This is a genomic window from Moritella sp. 36 (genome assembly GCF_018219415.1).
GTDB lineage: Bacteria > Pseudomonadota > Gammaproteobacteria > Enterobacterales > Moritellaceae > Moritella.
This window is the reverse complement of record NZ_CP056120.1, coordinates 3069087-3089295: the sequence shown is the minus strand read 5'-3', so window position 1 is coordinate 3089295 and position 20209 is coordinate 3069087. Positions and strand designations below refer to the sequence as shown.

The window sequence follows — 20209 nt, the reverse complement described above, 5'->3', positions numbered from 1 at the left end:
AAAAAATTGTTGGCTAAAATGTGAAGAACGAAAGCTACCAGTCGTCCCGATGAACCTTTGCACATAGATGTTTATTATACGGCGTTTCGTATCAATCAAACCCCCATTTCAATACCATAAACAGTATCAAATTTATCATTAAATACAAACGAATAATAAAAATGCTTTCCTAAAGTCGGTAATCGTTCTAAAAAAGCTAAACCTTATTATATTTGTATATATACCCAAGCTACCTCGAGATGCACAATCAGCAAACCGAAAGGAGAGGATATTCAAGACTTCATAACGCCGAAGATTCCTTCATTCGGTTTGCCCTACGGGAGACGAGCAGGAATAACAGCACAGCGTTACAATAGTTGAAAATGGAATAACCATTACCTACATATTGTGCCTTGTTCTGATATAGCATCTTGAAGTAACTTGGGTATAAGGCTAGATTAGCGCTTTCGGCTAGCTGAAAATGTCGTAGAATATACAGAGATGCAAGTGAATTTTTACAGGTCGCGCATTATTTATTTTATAAATACCTTTGACTTTTTTTAAATATTCTATAAAGTGCTGTCTCAGCAAGAAAGCCTTTTGTTTACATTCTCCATTTCGTTGTTTTATTCATAATACCTCGCTCTGCAGTTTTTAAGTTCCAGATTTTTGTACGCTATTCAAGCCTATTAAGGCAATTCAACATTAAGATTACAGGATATTATTATGTCTAAAGTTCAAGGTACGGTTAAGTGGTTTAACGAAGCTAAAGGTTTTGGTTTCATCGAGCAAGAAAATGGCCCAGATTTATTCGCTCACTTTAGCGCTATCGCTAGCGAAGGTTTCAAAACTTTAGCTGAAGGCCAAAAAGTTGAATTCACTATCGGCGAAGGTCAAAAAGGCCCGAACGCTGAAAACATCGTAGCACTTTAATTTGCTATGTAGTCAGTTCTAATACTGAGCTGAACAAATATTAAAGAATGGCGAACCTTAATGGGTTCGCCATTTTTTTTGTCCTATCACATACCGTCGAGCCCTATGCTGATATCGTCAGCCTCGCCGTTCTAATTATACTTTGTGTTTTTACGCACGATCATCCTATTGTTTATCGTATTGGTCACAGTTTGTCTGTAAACAGTCTTCTTGTTATTTTCATTTAGTAAAAATACTAATAAAATCAAACCTATATTTAGCTTGTTAGTAAATGACAACAATGAACACTTTCTCACAGTCGTTGTAATATCAAATAGCGATAAATAGGTTAATAAGGATTAAATTTTGGACGAAGTACAAGACAAATGGATTTGCGGATTTTGGACTCGAATAGGAGCTTTGCTCGTCGATTCCCTCATACTAGGGAGTATTGGTGTTGCTTTAGGTTTCTTTTTCGAAAGCACTTTTGTTCAAATAGGAAGTTGGGGTAAATTAATCGGTTTTAGTATCGCCATGATTTATTTCGGAATGATGAATAGCGCCATGTTTAATGGGCAAACTTTTGGTAAGAAAGCATTTAAAATAAAAGTTGTTGATGCTTCTAATCAAGTCATTAGTGTGCCTAAATCAATGCTTAGATATAGCATTCTTGCAGTGCCATTCTTTGTAAATGGAGCACAAATTCATAACGATGATTTACTTACCTACTTAATATATCTTTTCTCCATTTTGTTATTTGGTGGTTTTTTCGCAATTATCTATCTTTATGTTTTTAACCGCGCAACTCGACAGTCTTTGCATGACTTAGTGGTTGGCACATATGTTGTTAACGCTTCTGCATCGCCAAAAGACACGGATAAGGTTTGGAAACTCCACTTAATACTTGTATCTGGCGTTTTCATTATGGCAGGACTTGCACCTGCATTTGTTTCTAACGTAGATCAATCAGAGCAATTTAAAAGCCTATTATCTACTCAAGAAGCACTAAACAGTATCCTACCGGTTAAATATGTCGGTATTACTGACAGTACGACAAAAACGATGTCTACGAATGCTAAAACGCGTATTACAACGTATGTAAAGGCCAGTGTTTACCTCAATGAAAATGTTGTCGATGACAGAGCATTTGCTGAAAAATTAGCGCAGATGATTGCTAACACTTACCCTGATTCGACGGATAGAAACTTAATTCAAGTGACGCTGATATATGGTTACGACATTGGTATTTGGTCTCTCTGGTATAGCCATGGCCATCTATTTAACCCGATAGAGGTTTTGTTTTTAGAGGACGACTAAGCGCTAAAACGGTTTTATAAATTGTTAAATAGCTAGTTTTTGTTAAATATGATGAGATCTATTCATCACAACCCACTTACACTTCCTATACTAAGAATAATGCAGTCACAGATTATTAAACATAGCCGGAACAGGCTTGTAATATAGGGATGTATTATGCTCAGTCCAAGAGAAGTAAAGACCGTTGCCGATGCAAAACATATTATTGATCAGCGAGGTCTAAGCCATGTGAAAGTGGGGCTGTTTGATGCAGACGGCGTCATGCGCGGTAAATATATGAGCAAAGAGAAATTCTTCTCGTCCCTCGATAATGGTTTTTCTTTTTGTGATGTGGTTTTAGGCTGGGATTCAAAAGATCAGCTTTACGATAATGTTGAATTTACGGGCTGGCATACTGGTTATCCTGATGCTCCTGTGCGTATTTTACCCGAGACTTGTCGTAACCTACCTGCCGAAGGCGATATGTTGCTATTCATTGCCGAGTTCAGCGAGCATGCCGAAGCGGTTTGTCCCCGAGGCACGCTACGTCGAGTATTAGATCGTGCCGACCGTATGGGCTTTGATGTCATTGCTGCATTCGAATATGAATTCTTCATGTTTAAAGAAACGCCTGAATCAGTGCGAGAGAAAGGCTATAAAAATCTAACGCCGCTTACCCCCGATTGCTTTGGCTATTCCATGATCCGTAATTCGGTACATGCCGATTTACATCATCAAATCATGGCGCTAGGTGAAGAGATGGATTTCCCATTAGAGAGTCTGCATACCGAAACAGGTCCGGGGGTATTAGAGGCGGCTATTGCTTATGATGGCGCGCAGGATGCTGCAGATAAAGCGGCCTTATTCAAAACCTTTATTAAAGTCTGGGCGCAGCGTAATAATCTGATGGCTACCTTCATGGCTAAATGGTCAAGCGATTGGCCGGGACAAAGTGGTCATATTCATATTTCATTAAAAGACAAAACTGGCAAGGCTGTATTCCACGCCCCCAATAATGCGTACAACATGAGTGATACTCAACGTCAGTTCTTGGCTGGGCAGCAAAAATACATGCCTGAGTTCTTATCGATGATCGCACCTACGGTTAACAGCTATAGCCGAATGGTCCCAGGGTTATGGGCACCGCTCGATGCCACTTGGGGCGTAGAAAATCGCACCACAGCACTGCGGGTTATTCCGGGATCGGCAAAATCTCAACGTATTGAGTATCGCCTAGGCTCTGCGGATGCGAATCCTTACCTTGCACTCGCTGCCGCATTAGCGTCTGGTCTCATGGGCATAGAGCAGAAACTAGAACCTCATGCACAAGTAAAAGGGAATGCGTACGAGCAAGACCATCCTGAAGCGCTATCGCTACCGCGAACACTGTTTGATGCTGCGCGTAAATTAAAACGTTCCGAAGCGGCCAAAGAACTATTTGGCCAAGCATTTGTACAGCATTATGCCGCTACCCGTGAATGGGAAGAACGTGAATTTAGAAAACAGGTGACTGATTGGGAACTCGAACGTTATTTTGAAATTATCTAGGGAGAACTCAGATAATGACGAGTAAAAGGCAACTACAGCAAACTTATTCACCCATCGATAACTCTGTTTACGTTGAGCGTGCTCTCGCCAGTAGCGAAGACGTTAATGACACTTTGCAAAAGGCGGTTGTGGCTCAAGCTAATTGGGACCATATTACCTTGCAAGAACGTGCTGCGATCTGCCATCAAATGGTCGATGCTTTCGTTGCCAATGAAGACGAGATTGCTAATGAACTATGCTGGATGATGGGACGTCCAATTCAATATGCACGGGGTGAAGTCGCGGGTTTAGCCGAGCGTGCTCGTTATATGATTGATGCCGCTGATGAAGCCTTAGCGACTATTCAGCTGCCAGAAAAAACAGGGCTCCGGCGTTATATCAAACGCGAAGCATTAGGGGCTGTCTTTGTTGTCGCACCGTGGAACTATCCTTATCTCACGTCGATTAATGCCATTATTCCAGCCATCATGGCGGGGAATAGTGTGGTATTAAAGCATTCCGCGCAGACGCCATTATGCGCAGAGCAATTATTCAATGCCTTTCAAAAAGCCGGTTTACCGGATGGCGTATTCCAATATTTACATCTTAGTCATGCAGATACCGAAGCGGTGATCAAGGATAGTCGAATTGATTATGTGGCTTTCACTGGCTCGGTAGCTGGTGGAACTATGGTTGAAAGCGCCAGTTGTGGGCGTTTTATTGGTGTTGGTTTAGAGCTCGGAGGGAAAGATCCGGCTTATGTCCGTGCAGATGCAGATATCGAACATGCGGTCGCAACTTGTATCGATGGTGCATTCTTCAATTCCGGACAGTCTTGCTGTGCTATCGAGCGTATCTACGTAGATAGCCGCGTGTTTGACGAATTTGTCCGCAAGTCTGTCGATCTAGTTAAAGGTTATCAGCTTGGACGACCTGATGATGCTAATACCACATTAGGGCCTGTAGTAAAAACGTCAGCGGCTGACTTTGTGCGTTCACAAGTACAAGATGCAATTTCTAAAGGGGCTATTGCACATATAAATACAGGAGACTTTCTGCTGGATGAAGTCGGTACACCTTATCTGGCTCCGCAACTATTAACCAATGTGAATCATCAAATGCGGGTCATGATCGAAGAAAGCTTTGGCCCTGTCGTTGGTATTATGAAGGTAGAAAGTGATGAAGAAGCGATATGGTTAATGAATGATTCTGAGTTCGGTCTTACTGCATCGGTATTTACTCAAGATATCGACGCCGCTATCGCGATTGGCGAGCAACTCGAAACGGGCACTTTCTTTGTTAATCGTTGTGACTACCTCGATCCTGCATTAGCGTGGACGGGGGTGAAGAATTCGGGACGAGGCTGTACGTTATCAACATTAGGTTATGAGGCGTTAACGCGCCCCAAATCATTCCATATTAAGCTTTAGCTGTAAGGAGAAGTGATGGAACTTAATCAGTTTACTGCTAATTGGCATTATCCCACTGCAATTCGTGTTGGTATTGGTCGCATTAAAGAACTTCCGGCCACTTGCCAAGAGTTGGGTATGGTATCGCCGTTATTAATTACCGATCCGGGTCTAGCTGACTTAGCTATAGTGCAAGCTGCGTTAGCTAATTGCCAGCAAGCAGGCTTAAGGTGTGGTATTTTTTCACAGATTAAGGGGAATCCAACAGGTGAAAACGTCACCGATGGGGTGAGTGCATACTGGCGTGGCGAGCATGATGGTGTCATCGCATTTGGTGGCGGTTCTGCACTTGATGCTGCTAAAGCTGTGGCCTTGATGGTAGGCCAAGATCGTCCGCTCTGGGACTTTGAAGATGTGGGTGATAACTGGTTAAATGTGCGTACTGAAGGGATGGCACCTGTTGTCGCAGTACCAACCACATCTGGCACAGGTTCGGAAGTAGGGCGCGCCTCGGTTATCACTGATAGTGAACATCATATTAAACGCATTATTTTTCATCCGAATATGTTACCTGTTATCGTGATTTTAGATCCTGAATTGAGCACTGGCTTACCTGCTAGGCTAACCGCAGCAACGGGTATGGACGCATTGTCCCATGCCTTAGAAGCGTATTGTGCTAATGGTTATCATCCGATGGCGGAAGGCATTGCGCTAGAGGCGATTCGTCTGATTAAAGACTATCTACCGCGCGCCGTAGAAAATGGCCAGGATCTGGAAGCAAGAATGCAAATGATGGCAGCCTCGACGATGGGATCAACGGCTTTTCAGCGAGGTCTTGGCGGCATGCATGCGCTCGCTCATCCTATCGGTGCGCTTTACGATAGTCATCATGGTTTATTGAACGCAATCTTAATGCCGTATGTATTAAAGGCCAATCGCAGTGTCATTGAGGCCAAGCTAACGCGTTTAAGCCGCTATTTAGAGTTAGAAGATACGGATTTTGATAGTTTTATAGACTGGGTATTAACGCTGCGTAAGCAACTTGATATTCCTCATTCTCTGGGGGAGATTGGTATTGATACTGAGCGTGTAACTGAAATCGGCATTATGGCTTCGAAAGACCCATCGGCAGGTAGCAATCCTATTAAACTTGATGCGCAGCAATACGCCGATATTTACTTGTCAGCGATACATGGCGACTTGTACGTGTGACCAGTATGGAGGTGAGGGAATGAAAGTCGGTATTCTTCAATGTGATGATGTACGGCAGAGCTTACAATCTGATTTCGGTGATTATGCCGCTATGTTTGAGGCGTTATTTCAGCAAGTCGATGAAGCATTAGAACTTCGTTTTTATCTGGTGATAGATGGCCAGCTTCCACAACATATTGATGAATGTGATGTGTATGTTTGTAGTGGTAGTAAATGGGGGGTTAATGATGACGACCTTTGGATCCGCCAACTGGAGGACTTTATTCGTTCGCTTTATGTCGCTCGTAAAGGCTTGGTCGGCATCTGTTTTGGTCATCAGCTCATGGCAAAAGCACTCGGCGGGGAAGTTGAAAAAAGCCCACTGGGTTGGGGAGTCGGGATTGCGCATGCTAAAGTGGTAGCTGGGCAAGGCTGGATGCAGCCGAAGCAAGATAATATCGCGCTCGTCGTTTGTCATCAAGACCAAGTCTGTAAGTTACCCCGTAATGCAACCGTATTGATGAGCAATGATTTTTGTCCGTATAGCATGTTCCAAGTGGACTCTCACTTTCTTGGTTTGCAAGGGCATCCAGAGTTTACTGCGCGATATTCTGCAGCGCTGATGGATCAGCGCCGTGATATTATCCCTGCCGATACTATCGAGTCAGCGATGGCATCACTCAGCTATCAAGCCGATGATAAGCTCATTACCAAGTGGATATTAGCATTTTTAAAGCAGACTAGGTTACGAGGCTCTAGGTGCGAACATAATAATAGCCATGCCAACAAGCGCGACTGAAGCGCCAATCATATCCCACATAGTTGGCTTAATACCATCAACTCCCCATAGCCATAGTATGGCGACGAAAATGTAGACACCACCATATGCGGCATAAACACGACCTGCCGCTTCAGGATGCAGAGATAGCAACCAAGCAAACAGTGCAAGACTTGCTGCAGCAGGAATTAGCAGTAATATACTCTTATCTTGTTTAAGCCAAAGATATGGTAAATAACAGCCAATGATTTCAGCAATAGCTGTAACGAAAAAAAGTGCGATTGTTTTTAATTCAAACATGATATCCGGTTATTTCTAATTAAAGCGAAATACCTCAGTTAGAGGCAATAATTGTGAGTTAACGCCTGCACAGCTGCCTTGTGAAACAGGCGCTTGTTTTGCGGGTTTTATGCAAAACGACAGGTTTATAAATCCGTTGCTGCTACTTGTTAGCTTTGCTCCATCGTTCTCCCTTTGGCATATACGCCTCATTAAGAGGCAAATAATTGTTGGCTAAATTAGCGACGTAGGAGCAAAAGCCTACTGTTATTTGTCCTGATTTAATGACTTGTTAGGCGAATTCTGACCGCGCCTACTTTCGACCTAGTTCGTGCTTCTCATTACGTGGAAGATCTGCATCCAAATTTTCCCAGTTTGCCTTTGAGGTGACGAAATTGTGAGAAATTGGACGTTCTAATATATCACTATCCAATGAGCCTAAACGAAGGCGATACCTTTTCGGAGATTGAGCATTTGAGCTATAAATCGGAGCTCCGCAGGTTTTGCAAAAGTACTTTCGTTTACCCTCGCTGCTCTCGTAAAAAGTAAGCGTGATACCTCTGTCAGTTAGCTTTAAATCTTTGGCATCAATGAAACCATTTGTAGCATATGCGCTACCGCTTGCCTTACGGCACAACGAACAGTGACAATGGATAATATCCGTTACACTACCGTCCAATGAGAACTGGATTGAGCCACATAAACAACTTCCTTTGTACATTAATTATCCTTAGCTAAATTTACACTATTATAAAGCAATTTCCATCTGAACCCATGGCCATTTTTCACCACCAAACTCTTTAAATTTTGGCTCTTTATCGATAGCTACGAACCCCAATGACTTGTAGCAGTTGTATGCCGAAACGTTTTCCGTAAACACTCCTAAAGTAACTGTTTTATATGTTCTTCTTTGTTGAATTTCATTCAGTGAAAGCTGAACTAGTTTTTTACCCAAACCTTTGCCGCGATGGTATGGGGAAACAACTATTCTGCACAAACGCATTTCGGTTTCACTGATTTTCTGCTGCTCAATAAAACCGAGAGCATCATTACCATCAGCTAGAGTATAAAACTCAAGATTAGAGTGTTCACTTCGTTCAATGATTTCGCTAGCCTCTATAGGCCAACCAAACACTCTACCACCCCATAAAAGTGACTGTTTTTGAGTAGGAAACCAAGTAATAATTTCACTCGCGACTTCCTTGCTAAATCTTTTTAGTTGCACTGAATTCCCTTTGCTTTATAACGCTTTTGTAACAGCCGAATTTTTGTGAAGCAGTTTGTGTGATACTGACGCGCAGCGGCAACACAAAATACATAGCTAAAATTTGTCCTCGTTGACAAACTTGTTATATGCAACCTTTGATGGCTTCAAACTCTGTGGCAGCCATCGTTGGAATAAATTCAGTCACTTCATAATCAGCAACGTTCGCAATATTAAATGGATCTTCTTTTAAAATTAAATCCAACTCATCTTTGTTTGCCGCATTAACTAAAATGATGCCACCTGTTCTGGGGACTTTACGACCTGAAGCAATAAATTTACCTAAGGCATAATGTTTTTCAAGATAGGTAATATGTTCGTCGATATATTTGTCGACTTCTGATAATTCCGTTTTGTATGTTAAGGATACGATAAACACTTAATTCTCCGTTGCATATAACAGCTTATTATACGGGATTCTGTATAACGTGAATTCATATTCAACTTAAATGATATCAAATTTATTATATTTAACAAATAGATAAGTGGTAATTACTGACTCTTAACCAAATAAACGAGAGACAAAAACAATAATTTTATTTATACGGCCCCATATAAGCAGACGAACAATCAATATACTCGTTATACTTCAGATGATTATAAATTTGATTACGGGAAAATAAAGCCTATTTTTCCGTATAAACAGACCCTTCTGGAATGACTGTATGAACAAACATGATCTCGATGTCATTGTTTCCGATGTTAAAAAATGTACCTTGTGCGAACCTGACCTTCCACTGGGAGCAAGACCTGTATTGCAAATCGATACTCAAGCCAAAATACTGATAGCAGGGCAGGCGCCAGGTATTCGCGTGCATGAATCGGGTATCCCATTTACAGATCCAAGTGGTGATCGTTTACGCCAATGGATGGGCATTGATAAAGACACATTTTATGATGCGGCTAAAATAGCTATTTTACCGATGGGCTTTTGTTATCCAGGAAAAGGGAAGTCAGGCGACCTGCCACCCAGACCCGAATGTGCTCGAACATGGAGAGCTGAAATATTAGCTGCAATGCCAAACATTGAGTTGATATTGGTTATTGGTATATATGCGCAAAAATGGCATATGGGTGACGTGAAGCAGAAAAACCTCACCGAAACAGTGAAAAACTGGCGAGACTATGGGCAAAAAAATTGGCCAGAACGATTACCGCTGCCGCATCCTAGTCCACGTAACAATATTTGGTTGAAGAAAAATCCTTGGTTCGAACTAGATGTACTCCCGCATCTACAAGCACGGGTGGCACAGTTGGTTAGCGAATCGTAAACGTATCAGATAAATAGGTTTTGCTCTAACTCTAAAAGGCGTTTCTTTAATGACAAGCCACCGCCGTAACCGACTAGCTCACCTTGGCTACCAATAATACGATGACAAGGAATGATAATCGCTAATCCATTCGCACCATTCGCATTGCCAACGGCTCTGACTGCTTTTTCATTGCTAATGGATAATGCCAAATCTAAATATGTCGCCGTTTCACCGTACTTTATACCTTCTAGTGCATGCCATATCGACTTCTGAAAATCTGTGCCGACCAATAACAGCGGAATATCAAACACACTGCGTTCACCAAGAAAATACTCTTCTAGTTGGGCTTTTGTTTGCTCTAAAACGTCGTTATTTTGTTCAACAAAGGTAGCATTAAGGCCTCGCTGAATACGGTTATCAACCGACTCTCTCATTTTCCGATAACGAAAATCACACAAACACAGTTTGCCTTCATACGAGCCAAGTACAAATTCGGCATAAGGGTGTTTAAAGTATTGAATGTTGATATTCGTCATCACATGTCCTTGTTTAGAGACGTTATAAAATAGTTCCGGAAGTCTAAATTTGCACACATATATTAGCATTCTTATGTCTAAATTATTAATGGATTAAGGTAAAAGTACAACGTTATTTTACTTCACTGTGGTTGATAATGATTATCATTCGTAATATATTGGTCGTATTCGAATTTACTATGTTTAAGCGTTTTTATATCTATATTTTCAATCTTTCATCACATTTAATTACTGGAGTTTCTTTAATATGATCAACCGAAAAATCCTTGCTGTCGTAGCACTAATGGTATGTAGTACCGCATTGCAAGCTGCTGAGCATACGGTGAAATTGCTAACGTCATCAGCTAATGGCATGATGGTCATGGAACCTGGCTATCTTAAAATAGCTTCAGGCGACAGCGTTAAATTTGTGCCTTCGGATGTGAGCCATAATGCGAGTTCTTATTCAATTCCAACTGGTGCTGCAAAATTTAATACGGCAATGGGTAAAACAGAAACCGTTAATTTTAAAAATGAAGGTGTCTATATTTACAATTGTACTCCTCATTTGGCTCTTGGAATGGTTGGGGTTATTCAGGTCGGTTCAGCTGTTAATATCGAACAAACTAATACTGCAGCAGCTCAGATATCGACAAAAATTATGATGAATAAAGAACGCTTAGCTGGCTATATTGCACAGATTAAATAACCAAGGTATTTAATGAGGCGCTAACGGGGGAGAGGTAAAGCTACTTCGACCTCGCTGAATCTAATCCGCAAGGAGGTAAGTTCCTGAAGGATGGATAAAGTTGAGACGTCTTACTATCAAAATGTGGGGTTAAAAGAGGGGCGTATGCAAAAAATAGCAGATAACATTTGGATTTTCGATGGCGAACCGGTTTCATTTTTAGCATGTCCGTTTACGACAAGAATGACCGTTGTCAGGCTATTTAGCGGTGACTTATGGATTCACAGCCCAATTAAATTAACAACCGAATTACAGCAAACAATTCAATCTATTGGTTCTGTTAAGTATATTGTTGCTCCAAATCATCTTCATCATTTGTTTATCGCTGACTGGCATAACGCATTTCCGAAGTCTAGCTTGTTTGGCACATCCGAAGTTATAAAAAAGCGACAAGATATTGCATTTCATTTTTCTTTAAATGATGAACATGATTGGCCTTGGAAACCAGAAATAACGCAAGAGTTGGTTTTAGGTTCAAAGCTAATGCAAGAAGCTGTTTTTTTTCATAAATCTTCAAAAGTGTTGATTCTAACTGACTTTATAGAGAACTTTCCAAAGTCGAATTTTAATTGGTGGCAGTGTATATTGGCTAGCATTGCAGGGATTATCGCTCCTAATGGGAAAACACCATTGGATTGGCGAATCAGTTTTAACAAAAGACGATTAAGGGAACATTTAATCAAAATTAAATCATGGAATCCAGAAATAATTGTAATGGCTCATGGTGATATTGTAGATGTTAATGGGGGGGATTTTTTAGAAAAATCATTTTCATGGCTGGATTAAAGTATATACAAAGTATTACGTCATAAACCTTACTGGTGAGTGTGGCATTATATCTCACAGAGGACATTAACATGAATGGAATCCCTACTAAATCAAGTATGTATCAGTATGTGCATGATGCTTCTTTTGCTGATGGATTTTCATCACTTACAAGTTATGAAAATCAGTCTGCACTAGATATGTATCTATCGCTTGTACAGGAAACACCTGTTTGGATTAATATGTTAATGTCACTGCGTAACAAGGTTGTATCTAAGTTTGGTCTCAAAGATCTAGGGCACTTAGCCGAAATTGAGCCAAGTAAATTAAGCTCAGATTATAAAATTGGTGATAGGGTCGGAATATTTATTCTATCTGCTAATGAGCATAACGAGATTATTCTCGAAGATAGTGATAAGCACCTAAATGTCAAAATATCGTTTTACATTGAGCCGAACGGTAAAACTGCAACTGTATATCTAAATACTGTGGTTCACGTGAAAAATACGTTGGGTAAGGTGTACATGTTCTTTGTAGGACCTGTGCACAAAGTTATTGTACCATCGATTCTAAAGAAACTACCACGACCATAACCATCAGTTCCATTCTTCGGATATTTTTGTGATAAGGCATTGTATTTTATTGTATTCTAGACTGTTAATGCTTATTGTTGTTACAGGCTAGATTTACGGAGAGTGCTAATGAAATATCCCAAACCACTGCAACAAGGTAGCACTATCGCTATTACTGCGTTTTCGTCAGGAATTGAAAAAAAACATGACGCTAGGTTTAGAGTCGTGCGAGATAACCTTGAATCTAGAGGCTTCAATGTCGTTGTTGGAAAGTGCCTATACGGGCAAAATAAACACGTAAGCGCACCAGCACAGAAACGTGCGGATGAGCTTATGTCATTTCTTATGGATGACGAGATTGACGCTATCTATCCTCCTTGGGGCGGACAGTTGGCGATTGAACTCCTGCCGCTTATAGATTTTTCCAAACTTCAAACCGTAAAGCCAAAGTGGATCTTAGGGTTTTCCGACGTGAGTACGGTAGCTGCCGTGTTCGCGAGTAAACTGGAGTGGGCAACTGCACACTGCTCAAATTTGATGGATTTATCCAGCGAAGCTGATGATCCATTAACAGCTAATACACTGACGCATTTAAGTACTTCTGTTGGAGGGTCTTTTTCGCAAACCGAATCGAAATTATATGCGAGTAGCTGGCCAGATATTGTCACTGAGCCAACCTCTGGAATAATGCCTGATACACCAACTAACTGGAAGTGGTTGGTAAAACCTGAATCTGGTTCATCAATAGAGGGAAGGTTAATAGGCGGGTGTTGGGATACGCTATCTCATCTATTTGAAACTGAGTATTTAGATCTAAAAGGACTATCTCAGCGTTACTCTGAGGGCGTCGTCTTATATCTAGAAAATGCTGAAATGCCACCTACTGAGCTAGCCAGAACCATTTTAAGCATGAAGTTCCGGGGCGTATTCTCATGTATCAGCGGGTTACTACTCGGTCGAAGTGCAGCTGCTGAACCAAAAAGTGATCAGAGCCTTAGCTATTATGAGGTCTTGGAAAAATACCTGATGGATATAGGGGTTCCAGTTATGATCGACCTGGATATCGGTCATGTTCCACCAAACTTAACGTTAATCAATGGCGCAAACGTAAAGGTTGAACTCAATGAGATTGGGATCTTGCATCAATACTTAAAGTAATACTTCCTTGTTACCCATCACATTCAAGTTCATAAATAGATTTCAACCATTTGATAAAAGCGACTAGTTTTGGGGTGGGGTTGTTTGCATGAACAACAAAATATGACCTGCCTGTGTTCAAGTACAGTTCGGGATAGAGATTAATTAACGTTCCAGCTGCAATCTAACAGTTGGCTTCGCTGTTTGATACATATATGAGAGGAAGAATAACGGGGTTTAAATTATCCGTTCAAACCCAGTTACGATCTATGCTATGAATGGCAAGATCTTAGTGTTTTGTTTGCACACCATTACGTACCATTTCTTTGCCGTTTTCATAAACGTCATCGGTCACATAGCGTGCTAAAAGTAGACTTTGGTTATCATCAAATACAGCGACAAAGTGACGACCGTCTTTGGTGTTTGTTGCCATGCCTATACCCGCAACGCCTTGTAGACCGAAACCACCGTTTTCAATGCTTAGTAGGAAGCTTTCAAGTTCTGCTAAATTGTCAATGACATCATGTTCGTTATTCATTCTAAATACTCTTATTTCTGCCGCTCACAGGGAGCTAAGTCACTCGTTATAATATGCTGCGTACTTTACAGATTATAAGCGATGATTTAAACCCTTGCTACGCTTTAAATCTTAAGTGTTTAATTATAATCACTCCTCATTTGCCATACCCCATAACACCACTATTCTTAATGCATAATTGTTTGATTTATTAAACACAAATAGGTGATTTAATAAACATAAGTACGTTGTGGGGAAGCTATGAAGATATTGGTCGCGGTGAAGCGGGTTGTCGATCATAAAGTCAACGTCAGGGTGAAAGCGGATGAAACGGGTATTGAAACCGCGAATGTAAAAATGGCGATAAATCCATTCTGTGAAATAGCTATTGAACAAGCTGTACGTTTTAAAGAGCAGGGCTCGGTTGACGAAGTTGTCTTGGTTTGTATTGGCCCCAAAGAGGCGGATGTACAGTTACGGGCTGGATTAGCCTTCGGTGCCGATCGCGCAATTCTGATTAGGACCGATGAAGAAGTACAATCCCTTGATGTGGCAAAAATACTACACAAAATTGTGCAAGAAGAACTGCCAGATGTAGTACTACTGGGTAAGCAAGCGATTGATACCGACAATAATCAAACAGGGCAAATGTTAGCTGCACTCACCAATATGCCACAAGGCACCTTTGCTTCTAATATCGTTTTTACCGTCCCGAATACCGTCAAAGTAACCCGCGAAGTTGATGGTGGTTTAGTCACATTAGCCTTGAGTTTACCTGCCGTAATTACTGTTGATTTACGTTTAAACATCCCCCGGTATGCCTCGTTACCGAATATCATGAAAGCGAAACGGAAAGTCATCACTATGACGTCCCCTGGCTCTTTGGGGGTTAGTTTATCCCCACGGTTAACCACGCTTAAAGTAGAATCGCCCCCAGTACGTCAAGCTGGGGTTAAAGTGGCTGATGTCGCTGAACTGGTGGATAAATTGCAACGGCAAGCAAAGGTGATTTAAATGGCAATATTGATAGTAGCAGATCATGACAACCATACACTGCAAGCCGCGACGTTCAGTGTGTTGACTGCTGCATCTGAGATAGCAAAGCATATCAGTGATACGGAATTGCACTTGCTTATTATCGGCAATGAATGTCAGTCTGTGATTGCTATGGCACAGGGGATAACAGGTTTGAGTAAAATATTGGTAGCCGATCATCAGATTCATCAATATCCCTTAGCTGAGAATATCGCACCGTTAATTTTTTCGTTAGTACAAGAGCAAGGTCACTGCAACGACGAAAACCGAGAGTTTGATAAGGTAGAATATAGTCACATCATTACGTCTGCCGGAACCACAGGTAAAGATTATCAGCCCAGAGTGGCTGCCTTGTTAGATGTTGCGCAGATCTCCGATATTATCAGTGTTGAATCAGCAGATACCTTTAAACGACCTATTTATGCGGGTAAAGCCATTGCGACGGTACAATCGAGCGATGCCATCAAGGTTTTAACTGTGCGTAGTAGTGCGTTTACAGCTGCGTCATTAACGACTGAGCTGTTAGCAATAGAGAGTCAAGTACCTGTTGCTGCATTAGCTGCGCAAGCGGATAGTGGAAAGTCAGCGTTTATTAAAGCGGAATTAACGCAATCATCCCGACCAGAATTAACCACGGCCAAGATTGTTATTTCGGGTGGGCGGGGGATGCAAAATACTGATAATTTTGAGCTGCTTTACACACTCGCAGATCAACTTCATGCGGCGGTAGGCGCTAGTCGCGCGGCGGTAGATGCCGGGTTTGTGGCGAATGATTTACAGATCGGGCAAACAGGTAAAATCGTTGCCCCCGATCTGTATATTGCCGTGGGTATATCTGGTGCGATCCAACATATAGCGGGTATCGCAGGTAGCAAGGTCATTGTCGCCATCAATAACGATCCAGACGCACCGATTTTTGATGTGGCAGACTATTGCTTAGTAGCCGATTTGTTCGAAGTATTGCCTGAGTTAACAGCGGTGTTGAAAGTGAAAGGTTAGCTATGATTAGGTGTGTTTCACTATGGTATTACCTCTATTTTCTGTTCTCCATATTGTTGGCAATACTTAAGAAAAGCCTCGAATACGGGGGTTTTATATTTGTGCTGCTGATAGGTAATAAAAAGCGGGTGTGTAATGACTACATCCAGTGGCAGTTCTTTAACTCTGTTGTCGTCTAATGCCCATTTAGCCGTTAACTCTGAAACACATGCCAAACCCAGACCAGTACTGACGGCATTAATAATGGCTTCGCTGTCATTGAGTTCTAGTGCCATGTTCCACTGGTTTAGATTGGGAGCTAGGCATTGGGTAAATATGTCCCGGCTTCCGGAACCTATCTCCCTTAATATCCAGTTCTGTCCACTCAGGTCTCCATAAGATAGGCGGGTTCGTTGGCATAAAGGATGGTCGGTGGCGGCAATAAGACACATACGATCTTGCCACCAGGGTAAATGCACCTGACCTTTTCGGGGAATATCGGCTTCGATCAAGCCGATATCTAACTCGAAGTTAGCTAATTTTCGGCAAACATCCTCACTATTGAGGATCTTGACCTGTTGCTCTTTATGGCCCGAGTGCTGACGAAAGCCAGCCAGTAACTCGGGTAGTACATGGTTACCTATGGACTTACTACAACCTATTTTGAGTTCTCCAGATAGCGCTTCACCATCAAATAAACTTTCTAGCAATTGTGCGCGCGCTAACAATTCATCTGCGAGGATAAGTAACTTTTCACCGTTGGTATTAAGCCTTAAGGAATTCGGCAATCTATCGAATAATGTTCTATTTAGCTGCTTTTCCAACTCTTTAAGGGATATGCTGACGGCGGGTTTTGACAGGAATAACTTTTCTGCAGCCAGTGTAAGATTCGTATTTCTGGCCACTGTTGCGAAAACGTTAAGTTGTTTAAAGGTAATATTAATCATTTACTCACCGAGAAATTTAGCCGAGATCAGTATAGAGGCTGCCATTCATCGCAGCTCTATACACTCATGTTGAGATTAAACTTGGTCTTGCTGATCTTTTGCAACGTTATCTTGATGTTGCTCCATTTCATACCAAATTACATTGACGATGCCGAAAGCACATGCCAATAAAACACCTAATATCCAGCTGAAGTACCACATATATCTCCTAATCAGGTATATCATATACCCTAGTTTGTGACTAATTATTTAAATATGATTTGAAATCAACAGCCTTAAACATAACCTTAAGCAGATGTAATCTATTGATATACACTGTTTAAGGTTATATAGCGACTGACACATATATCCAGATGTTCTAATATGCCGAGTGATTGTTTTGAATAATTTCCTCTACTGTCACAGTTCGCCACATCTGGTAATAACACCAAGTAGTGTAGAGCAGAATGACTGGGATCATGATAAGCGCAACGATTGATATCACGGATAAAGTGTATTGACTGGCAACGGTATCCCATAACGTTAAGCTGTGGTCTGGCACGCTACTCGATGGCATTACAAATGGGAACATTGCTGTACCAGCAGTGAGAATGACCCCTGTTACAGATAAACCACTGGCGATAAATGCCAATGCGCCTTTACCTGCGCGGGCCATCAAACCTGCGATAAGCGCCATGATGATACCAAGAGCCGGGAATGACCAAAGTAATGGTTGGAGCTTATAGTTATGCATCCAAGCACCTAATTCTGTAACGACGTGTTTGGTGGTCGGAATCGCTAACGCTGCAGTGTTTATCTCGCTGGTGATCACAAAGCCTTCAATTGTTCTGGCAACCATAGCGCCCGCTAAAGCAAAGCTGGCAACCAGAACTAAAGATGCGATTTGTGCAGCCTTCGCTGATCTTGCTGCCACTTGTTCATTGGTTCGCATCACTAACCAAGTACCGCCATGCATAATAATCATGGCAACACTGACCACTCCAGACAGCAGGGCAAATGGGTTAAATAAACCGAGGTAAGTGCCGGTATAAGTAACGCGCAAAAACTTATCGAAAGAAAAGGGGACACCTTCTAATAAGTTGCCAAAAGCGACACCAAATACCAGTGGAGCAACCATACTGCCGACGAATAAGGCCTTATCCCAGTTGTTGCGCCAGCGAGGAGAATTAATCTTATTACGATAATCAAACGCCAAAGGTCTTAGGAATAGCGAAAATAGGGTTAGCATCATCACAAAATAGAAACCACTAAATGCGGTGGCATACACCATCGGCCAAGCCGCGAACAAGCAACCGCCAAAGGCAATAAACCACACTTGGTTACCGTCCCAATGCGCCCCTACTGTATTAATCACAACGCGGCGTTCATTATCACTTTTACCAACGAAAAGTAATAAACCACCGACCCCCATATCCATACCAGCAGTGACGGCAAAACCTATCATCAGGATACCAATCAATGCCCACCAGAGTAATTTTAAGCTTTCATAGTCAAACATGTTAAGACTCCAGTGTTTGTTGACGCAACCCTGATGGTGCGTTAGCTGCTTGTTCGAAGTGATAACGGCCTGTATGTAATGAACTTGGACCTATTCGAGCAAATTTAATCATCAGGAACATTTCGATAATGAACATAATGGTATAGACAGAAATAAAGGCGATCATACTGGTTAGAACATCACTTACCGTTAAATTTGATACGGACAGGAACGTCGGAAAAACTTCACTGATTGACCAAGGTTGACGACCTAATTCAGCGACAAGCCAGCCTGTTTCTATCGCAACCCAAGGTAATGGAAGGGCAAATAAAATGGCTTTGAGTAACCATCGTTTTTGTTCAATAACCCGTTTTGCATTAAAGTAAAAAGCCAGCAAAAACAGGCATAGCATAGCCATACCACTGCCAACCATAATACGAAATGCAAAGAACAGAGGGGCAACTGGTGGGATTGAGTCATCCACTGCCTTGGTGATTTGTTCTTCACTTGCGTCTACCACATCTTCTGTATAGCGCTTAAGCAGCAGGCCATAACCGAGATCTTGTTTGGTCTCGTTGAAACCCGTTAAGTTCACCTGTGTTTTCTCGCCTGCTTGTAGTTTTAGTAGATAGCTATAGGCAATCATGCCATTGCGGATCCGTGCTTCGTTACCTTTTTTAAGGTCGTTTATCCCAGTGACTTGTTTATCTAATGAACGGGTAGCAATAATGCCCAGCGCATAAGGGATCTTGACTGAATAATCAGTGTGCATCTCCTTGTCGTTTGGTAACCCTATCAAGGTAAAGTCCGCGGGTGCTGGTTCGGTATGATATTCAGCTTCAATGGCAGCTAGTTTGGCCTTTTGCACCGCACCTGCTTCATAACCCGATTCATCGCCGAGTAATAAAACAGATAAGATCGCTGCGATACCAAATCCTGACGCAACTGAAAATGAACGCTTGGCAAAAGGTAAATCCCGACCCTTCAATATGTAATAACTGCTGATACTCATCACAAACATCGCGCCAGTCACATAGCCTGCTGCAGCCGTATGAATGAACTTCACTTGCGCGACTGGATTGAATAGCAATTCTGAGAAACTGATCATTTCCATGCGCATGGTTTCATAGTTGAATTCACTACCGACTGGGTTTTGCATCCAAGCATTACCAACTAAGATCCACAATGCAGACAAGTTCGTACCTAGCGCCATGACAAAGGTACCGGTTAAGTGTTGTCGTTTAGATAATCTGTCCCAACCGAGGAAAAACATACCCACGAACGTTGATTCAAGGAAAAAAGCCATCATACTTTCGATAGCCAAAGGGGCACCAAATACGTCACCCACATATTGCGAGAAGTAGGCCCAGTTGGTACCAAATTCAAATTCCATGGTTAGGCCAGTCGCGACACCGAGCGCAAAATTAATACCGAATAGCTTTCCCCAGAACTGGGTCATATCGCGATATATTTCACGTCCTGTTATGACATAAACAGATTCCATGATGACCAGTATCCAAGACATGCCTATGGTGAGAGGGACAAACAGGAAATGGAATAGCGCTGTGATGGCAAACTGCCAACGAGATAGCTCCACCAACGTGTCATTAATCATATAAAGATTTCCTAA

Annotated in this window: 23 protein-coding genes; 13 read left to right on the top strand and 10 right to left on the bottom strand. The window is 41.8% G+C overall.

What is annotated here, in order from left to right:
• Positions 1-705 precede the first annotated feature (705 nt).
• From HWV03_RS13630 to HWV03_RS13605, 6 genes are all read left to right on the top strand, one after another.
• Positions 706-912, top strand: coding sequence for a cold-shock protein (locus HWV03_RS13630; protein ID WP_045110007.1), 207 nt, complete (start codon positions 706-708; stop codon positions 910-912).
• Between the two features lie 345 nt (positions 913-1257).
• Complete coding sequence (locus tag HWV03_RS13625) at positions 1258-2208, top strand: RDD family protein (protein WP_255546816.1); 951 nt, start codon at positions 1258-1260, stop codon at positions 2206-2208.
• Positions 2209-2364: 156 nt separating this feature from the next.
• Positions 2365-3735: a glutamine synthetase family protein gene (locus HWV03_RS13620; RefSeq protein WP_211676405.1), complete on the top strand. Its 1371-nt coding sequence runs from the start codon at positions 2365-2367 to the stop codon at positions 3733-3735.
• A gap of 14 nt (positions 3736-3749) precedes the next feature.
• A complete protein-coding gene (locus HWV03_RS13615; protein ID WP_211676404.1) occupies positions 3750-5144 on the top strand; it encodes an aldehyde dehydrogenase family protein in 1395 nt (464 codons plus the stop codon).
• 15 nt (positions 5145-5159) lie between these two features.
• Positions 5160-6335, top strand: a complete 1176-nt coding sequence (locus HWV03_RS13610) for an iron-containing alcohol dehydrogenase (RefSeq protein WP_211676403.1) — start codon at positions 5160-5162, stop codon at positions 6333-6335.
• A 19-nt stretch (positions 6336-6354) separates the two neighbouring features.
• Positions 6355-7113: a glutamine amidotransferase-related protein gene (locus HWV03_RS13605; RefSeq protein WP_211676402.1), complete on the top strand. Its 759-nt coding sequence runs from the start codon at positions 6355-6357 to the stop codon at positions 7111-7113.
• On the opposite strand, the gene HWV03_RS13600 is transcribed toward HWV03_RS13605, so the two are convergent.
• The 4 genes from HWV03_RS13600 to HWV03_RS13585 form a co-directional block, all read right to left on the bottom strand.
• Entirely contained in the window at positions 7060-7392 is a 333-nt protein-coding gene (locus HWV03_RS13600) for a YnfA family protein (RefSeq protein ID WP_211672055.1), read from the bottom strand. The genes HWV03_RS13605 and HWV03_RS13600 overlap by 54 nt on opposite strands.
• Positions 7393-7684: 292 nt before the next feature.
• Positions 7685-8092 (bottom strand): GFA family protein, encoded by a 408-nt coding sequence (locus tag HWV03_RS13595; RefSeq protein WP_211672054.1) that lies wholly within the window; start codon positions 8090-8092, stop codon positions 7685-7687.
• Positions 8093-8119: 27 nt separating this feature from the next.
• Positions 8120-8596 carry a GNAT family N-acetyltransferase gene (locus HWV03_RS13590; RefSeq protein WP_211676401.1) on the bottom strand — a complete coding sequence of 159 codons (477 nt, stop codon included), beginning with the start codon at positions 8594-8596 and terminating at the stop codon, positions 8120-8122.
• Between the two features lie 124 nt (positions 8597-8720).
• Entirely contained in the window at positions 8721-9014 is a 294-nt protein-coding gene (locus HWV03_RS13585; RefSeq protein WP_211672052.1) for a YciI family protein, read from the bottom strand.
• 286 nt (positions 9015-9300) lie between these two features.
• Between HWV03_RS13585 and HWV03_RS13580 the strand changes: the two genes are divergently transcribed.
• Positions 9301-9906 carry a uracil-DNA glycosylase family protein gene (locus HWV03_RS13580; RefSeq protein WP_211676400.1) on the top strand — a complete coding sequence of 202 codons (606 nt, stop codon included), beginning with the start codon at positions 9301-9303 and terminating at the stop codon, positions 9904-9906.
• A gap of 5 nt (positions 9907-9911) precedes the next feature.
• Here the strand turns inward: HWV03_RS13580 and HWV03_RS13575 are convergent, their stop codons facing one another.
• Entirely contained in the window at positions 9912-10424 is a 513-nt protein-coding gene (locus HWV03_RS13575; RefSeq protein ID WP_211676399.1) for a methylated-DNA--[protein]-cysteine S-methyltransferase, read from the bottom strand.
• 247 nt (positions 10425-10671) lie between these two features.
• Here HWV03_RS13575 and HWV03_RS13570 point away from each other — a divergent pair, with 247 nt between their 5' ends.
• The 4 genes from HWV03_RS13570 to HWV03_RS13555 all read left to right on the top strand — a co-directional run bounded on the left by HWV03_RS13570 (position 10672) and on the right by HWV03_RS13555 (position 13646).
• Positions 10672-11112, top strand: a complete 441-nt coding sequence (locus HWV03_RS13570; RefSeq protein WP_211676398.1) for a pseudoazurin — start codon at positions 10672-10674, stop codon at positions 11110-11112.
• Positions 11113-11256: 144 nt separating this feature from the next.
• Complete coding sequence (locus HWV03_RS13565) at positions 11257-11937, top strand: DUF4336 domain-containing protein (RefSeq protein WP_211676397.1); 681 nt, start codon at positions 11257-11259, stop codon at positions 11935-11937.
• Between the two features lie 71 nt (positions 11938-12008).
• Entirely contained in the window at positions 12009-12509 is a 501-nt protein-coding gene (locus HWV03_RS13560; RefSeq protein WP_211676396.1) for a DUF2867 domain-containing protein, read from the top strand.
• Between the two features lie 108 nt (positions 12510-12617).
• The gene (locus HWV03_RS13555) at positions 12618-13646 is read left to right on the top strand and encodes a S66 family peptidase (protein WP_211676395.1); all 1029 of its coding nucleotides are present in this window, start codon (positions 12618-12620) and stop codon (positions 13644-13646) included.
• A 268-nt stretch (positions 13647-13914) separates the two neighbouring features.
• On the opposite strand, the gene HWV03_RS13550 is transcribed toward HWV03_RS13555, so the two are convergent.
• Positions 13915-14163: a hypothetical protein gene (locus HWV03_RS13550; RefSeq protein ID WP_211672042.1), complete on the bottom strand. Its 249-nt coding sequence runs from the start codon at positions 14161-14163 to the stop codon at positions 13915-13917.
• A gap of 240 nt (positions 14164-14403) precedes the next feature.
• Between HWV03_RS13550 and HWV03_RS13545 the strand changes: the two genes are divergently transcribed.
• Entirely contained in the window at positions 14404-15156 is a 753-nt protein-coding gene (locus HWV03_RS13545; RefSeq protein ID WP_211676394.1) for an electron transfer flavoprotein subunit beta/FixA family protein, read from the top strand.
• Complete coding sequence (locus HWV03_RS13540; protein ID WP_211676393.1) at positions 15157-16176, top strand: electron transfer flavoprotein subunit alpha/FixB family protein; 1020 nt, start codon at positions 15157-15159, stop codon at positions 16174-16176. It abuts the gene before it with no gap.
• Positions 16177-16196: 20 nt separating this feature from the next.
• On the opposite strand, the gene HWV03_RS13535 is transcribed toward HWV03_RS13540, so the two are convergent.
• The 4 genes from HWV03_RS13535 to HWV03_RS13520 all read right to left on the bottom strand — a co-directional run bounded on the left by HWV03_RS13535 (position 16197) and on the right by HWV03_RS13520 (position 20194).
• On the bottom strand, positions 16197-17060 hold the full coding sequence (locus HWV03_RS13535) for a LysR family transcriptional regulator (protein ID WP_211676392.1): 864 nt from the start codon (positions 17058-17060) through the stop codon (positions 16197-16199).
• Positions 17061-17177: 117 nt separating this feature from the next.
• Complete coding sequence (gene cydX, locus HWV03_RS13530) at positions 17178-17303, bottom strand: cytochrome bd-I oxidase subunit CydX (protein WP_211676391.1); 126 nt, start codon at positions 17301-17303, stop codon at positions 17178-17180.
• Between the two features lie 157 nt (positions 17304-17460).
• Positions 17461-18600, bottom strand: a complete 1140-nt coding sequence (gene cydB / locus HWV03_RS13525) for a cytochrome d ubiquinol oxidase subunit II (protein ID WP_211676390.1) — start codon at positions 18598-18600, stop codon at positions 17461-17463.
• Between the two features lies 1 nt (position 18601).
• Positions 18602-20194, bottom strand: a complete 1593-nt coding sequence (locus HWV03_RS13520) for a cytochrome ubiquinol oxidase subunit I (RefSeq protein WP_211676389.1) — start codon at positions 20192-20194, stop codon at positions 18602-18604.
• Between the last annotated feature and the right edge of the window lie 15 nt (positions 20195-20209).

What these genes read in the sequence shown, in the direction of transcription:
- HWV03_RS13555 (WP_211676395.1), top strand. Translation starts at nt 12,618, where the DNA reads ATGAAATATCCCAAACCACTGCAACAAGGTAGCACTATCGCTATTACT.
- HWV03_RS13630 (WP_045110007.1), top strand. Translation starts at nt 706, where the DNA reads ATGTCTAAAGTTCAAGGTACGGTTAAGTGGTTTAACGAAGCTAAAGGT.
- HWV03_RS13600 (WP_211672055.1), bottom strand. Translation starts at nt 7,392, where the DNA reads ATGTTTGAATTAAAAACAATCGCACTTTTTTTCGTTACAGCTATTGCT.
- HWV03_RS13615 (WP_211676404.1), top strand. Translation starts at nt 3,750, where the DNA reads ATGACGAGTAAAAGGCAACTACAGCAAACTTATTCACCCATCGATAAC.
- HWV03_RS13520 (WP_211676389.1), bottom strand. Translation starts at nt 20,194, where the DNA reads ATGATTAATGACACGTTGGTGGAGCTATCTCGTTGGCAGTTTGCCATC.
- HWV03_RS13540 (WP_211676393.1), top strand. Translation starts at nt 15,157, where the DNA reads ATGGCAATATTGATAGTAGCAGATCATGACAACCATACACTGCAAGCC.
- HWV03_RS13580 (WP_211676400.1), top strand. Translation starts at nt 9,301, where the DNA reads ATGAACAAACATGATCTCGATGTCATTGTTTCCGATGTTAAAAAATGT.
- HWV03_RS13620 (WP_211676405.1), top strand. Translation starts at nt 2,365, where the DNA reads ATGCTCAGTCCAAGAGAAGTAAAGACCGTTGCCGATGCAAAACATATT.
- HWV03_RS13575 (WP_211676399.1), bottom strand. Translation starts at nt 10,424, where the DNA reads ATGACGAATATCAACATTCAATACTTTAAACACCCTTATGCCGAATTT.
- HWV03_RS13605 (WP_211676402.1), top strand. Translation starts at nt 6,355, where the DNA reads ATGAAAGTCGGTATTCTTCAATGTGATGATGTACGGCAGAGCTTACAA.
- HWV03_RS13595 (WP_211672054.1), bottom strand. Translation starts at nt 8,092, where the DNA reads ATGTACAAAGGAAGTTGTTTATGTGGCTCAATCCAGTTCTCATTGGAC.
- HWV03_RS13570 (WP_211676398.1), top strand. Translation starts at nt 10,672, where the DNA reads ATGATCAACCGAAAAATCCTTGCTGTCGTAGCACTAATGGTATGTAGT.
- cydX (WP_211676391.1), bottom strand. Translation starts at nt 17,303, where the DNA reads ATGTGGTACTTCAGCTGGATATTAGGTGTTTTATTGGCATGTGCTTTC.
- HWV03_RS13545 (WP_211676394.1), top strand. Translation starts at nt 14,404, where the DNA reads ATGAAGATATTGGTCGCGGTGAAGCGGGTTGTCGATCATAAAGTCAAC.
- HWV03_RS13560 (WP_211676396.1), top strand. Translation starts at nt 12,009, where the DNA reads ATGAATGGAATCCCTACTAAATCAAGTATGTATCAGTATGTGCATGAT.
- cydB (WP_211676390.1), bottom strand. Translation starts at nt 18,600, where the DNA reads ATGTTTGACTATGAAAGCTTAAAATTACTCTGGTGGGCATTGATTGGT.
- HWV03_RS13610 (WP_211676403.1), top strand. Translation starts at nt 5,160, where the DNA reads ATGGAACTTAATCAGTTTACTGCTAATTGGCATTATCCCACTGCAATT.
- HWV03_RS13550 (WP_211672042.1), bottom strand. Translation starts at nt 14,163, where the DNA reads ATGAATAACGAACATGATGTCATTGACAATTTAGCAGAACTTGAAAGC.
- HWV03_RS13565 (WP_211676397.1), top strand. Translation starts at nt 11,257, where the DNA reads ATGCAAAAAATAGCAGATAACATTTGGATTTTCGATGGCGAACCGGTT.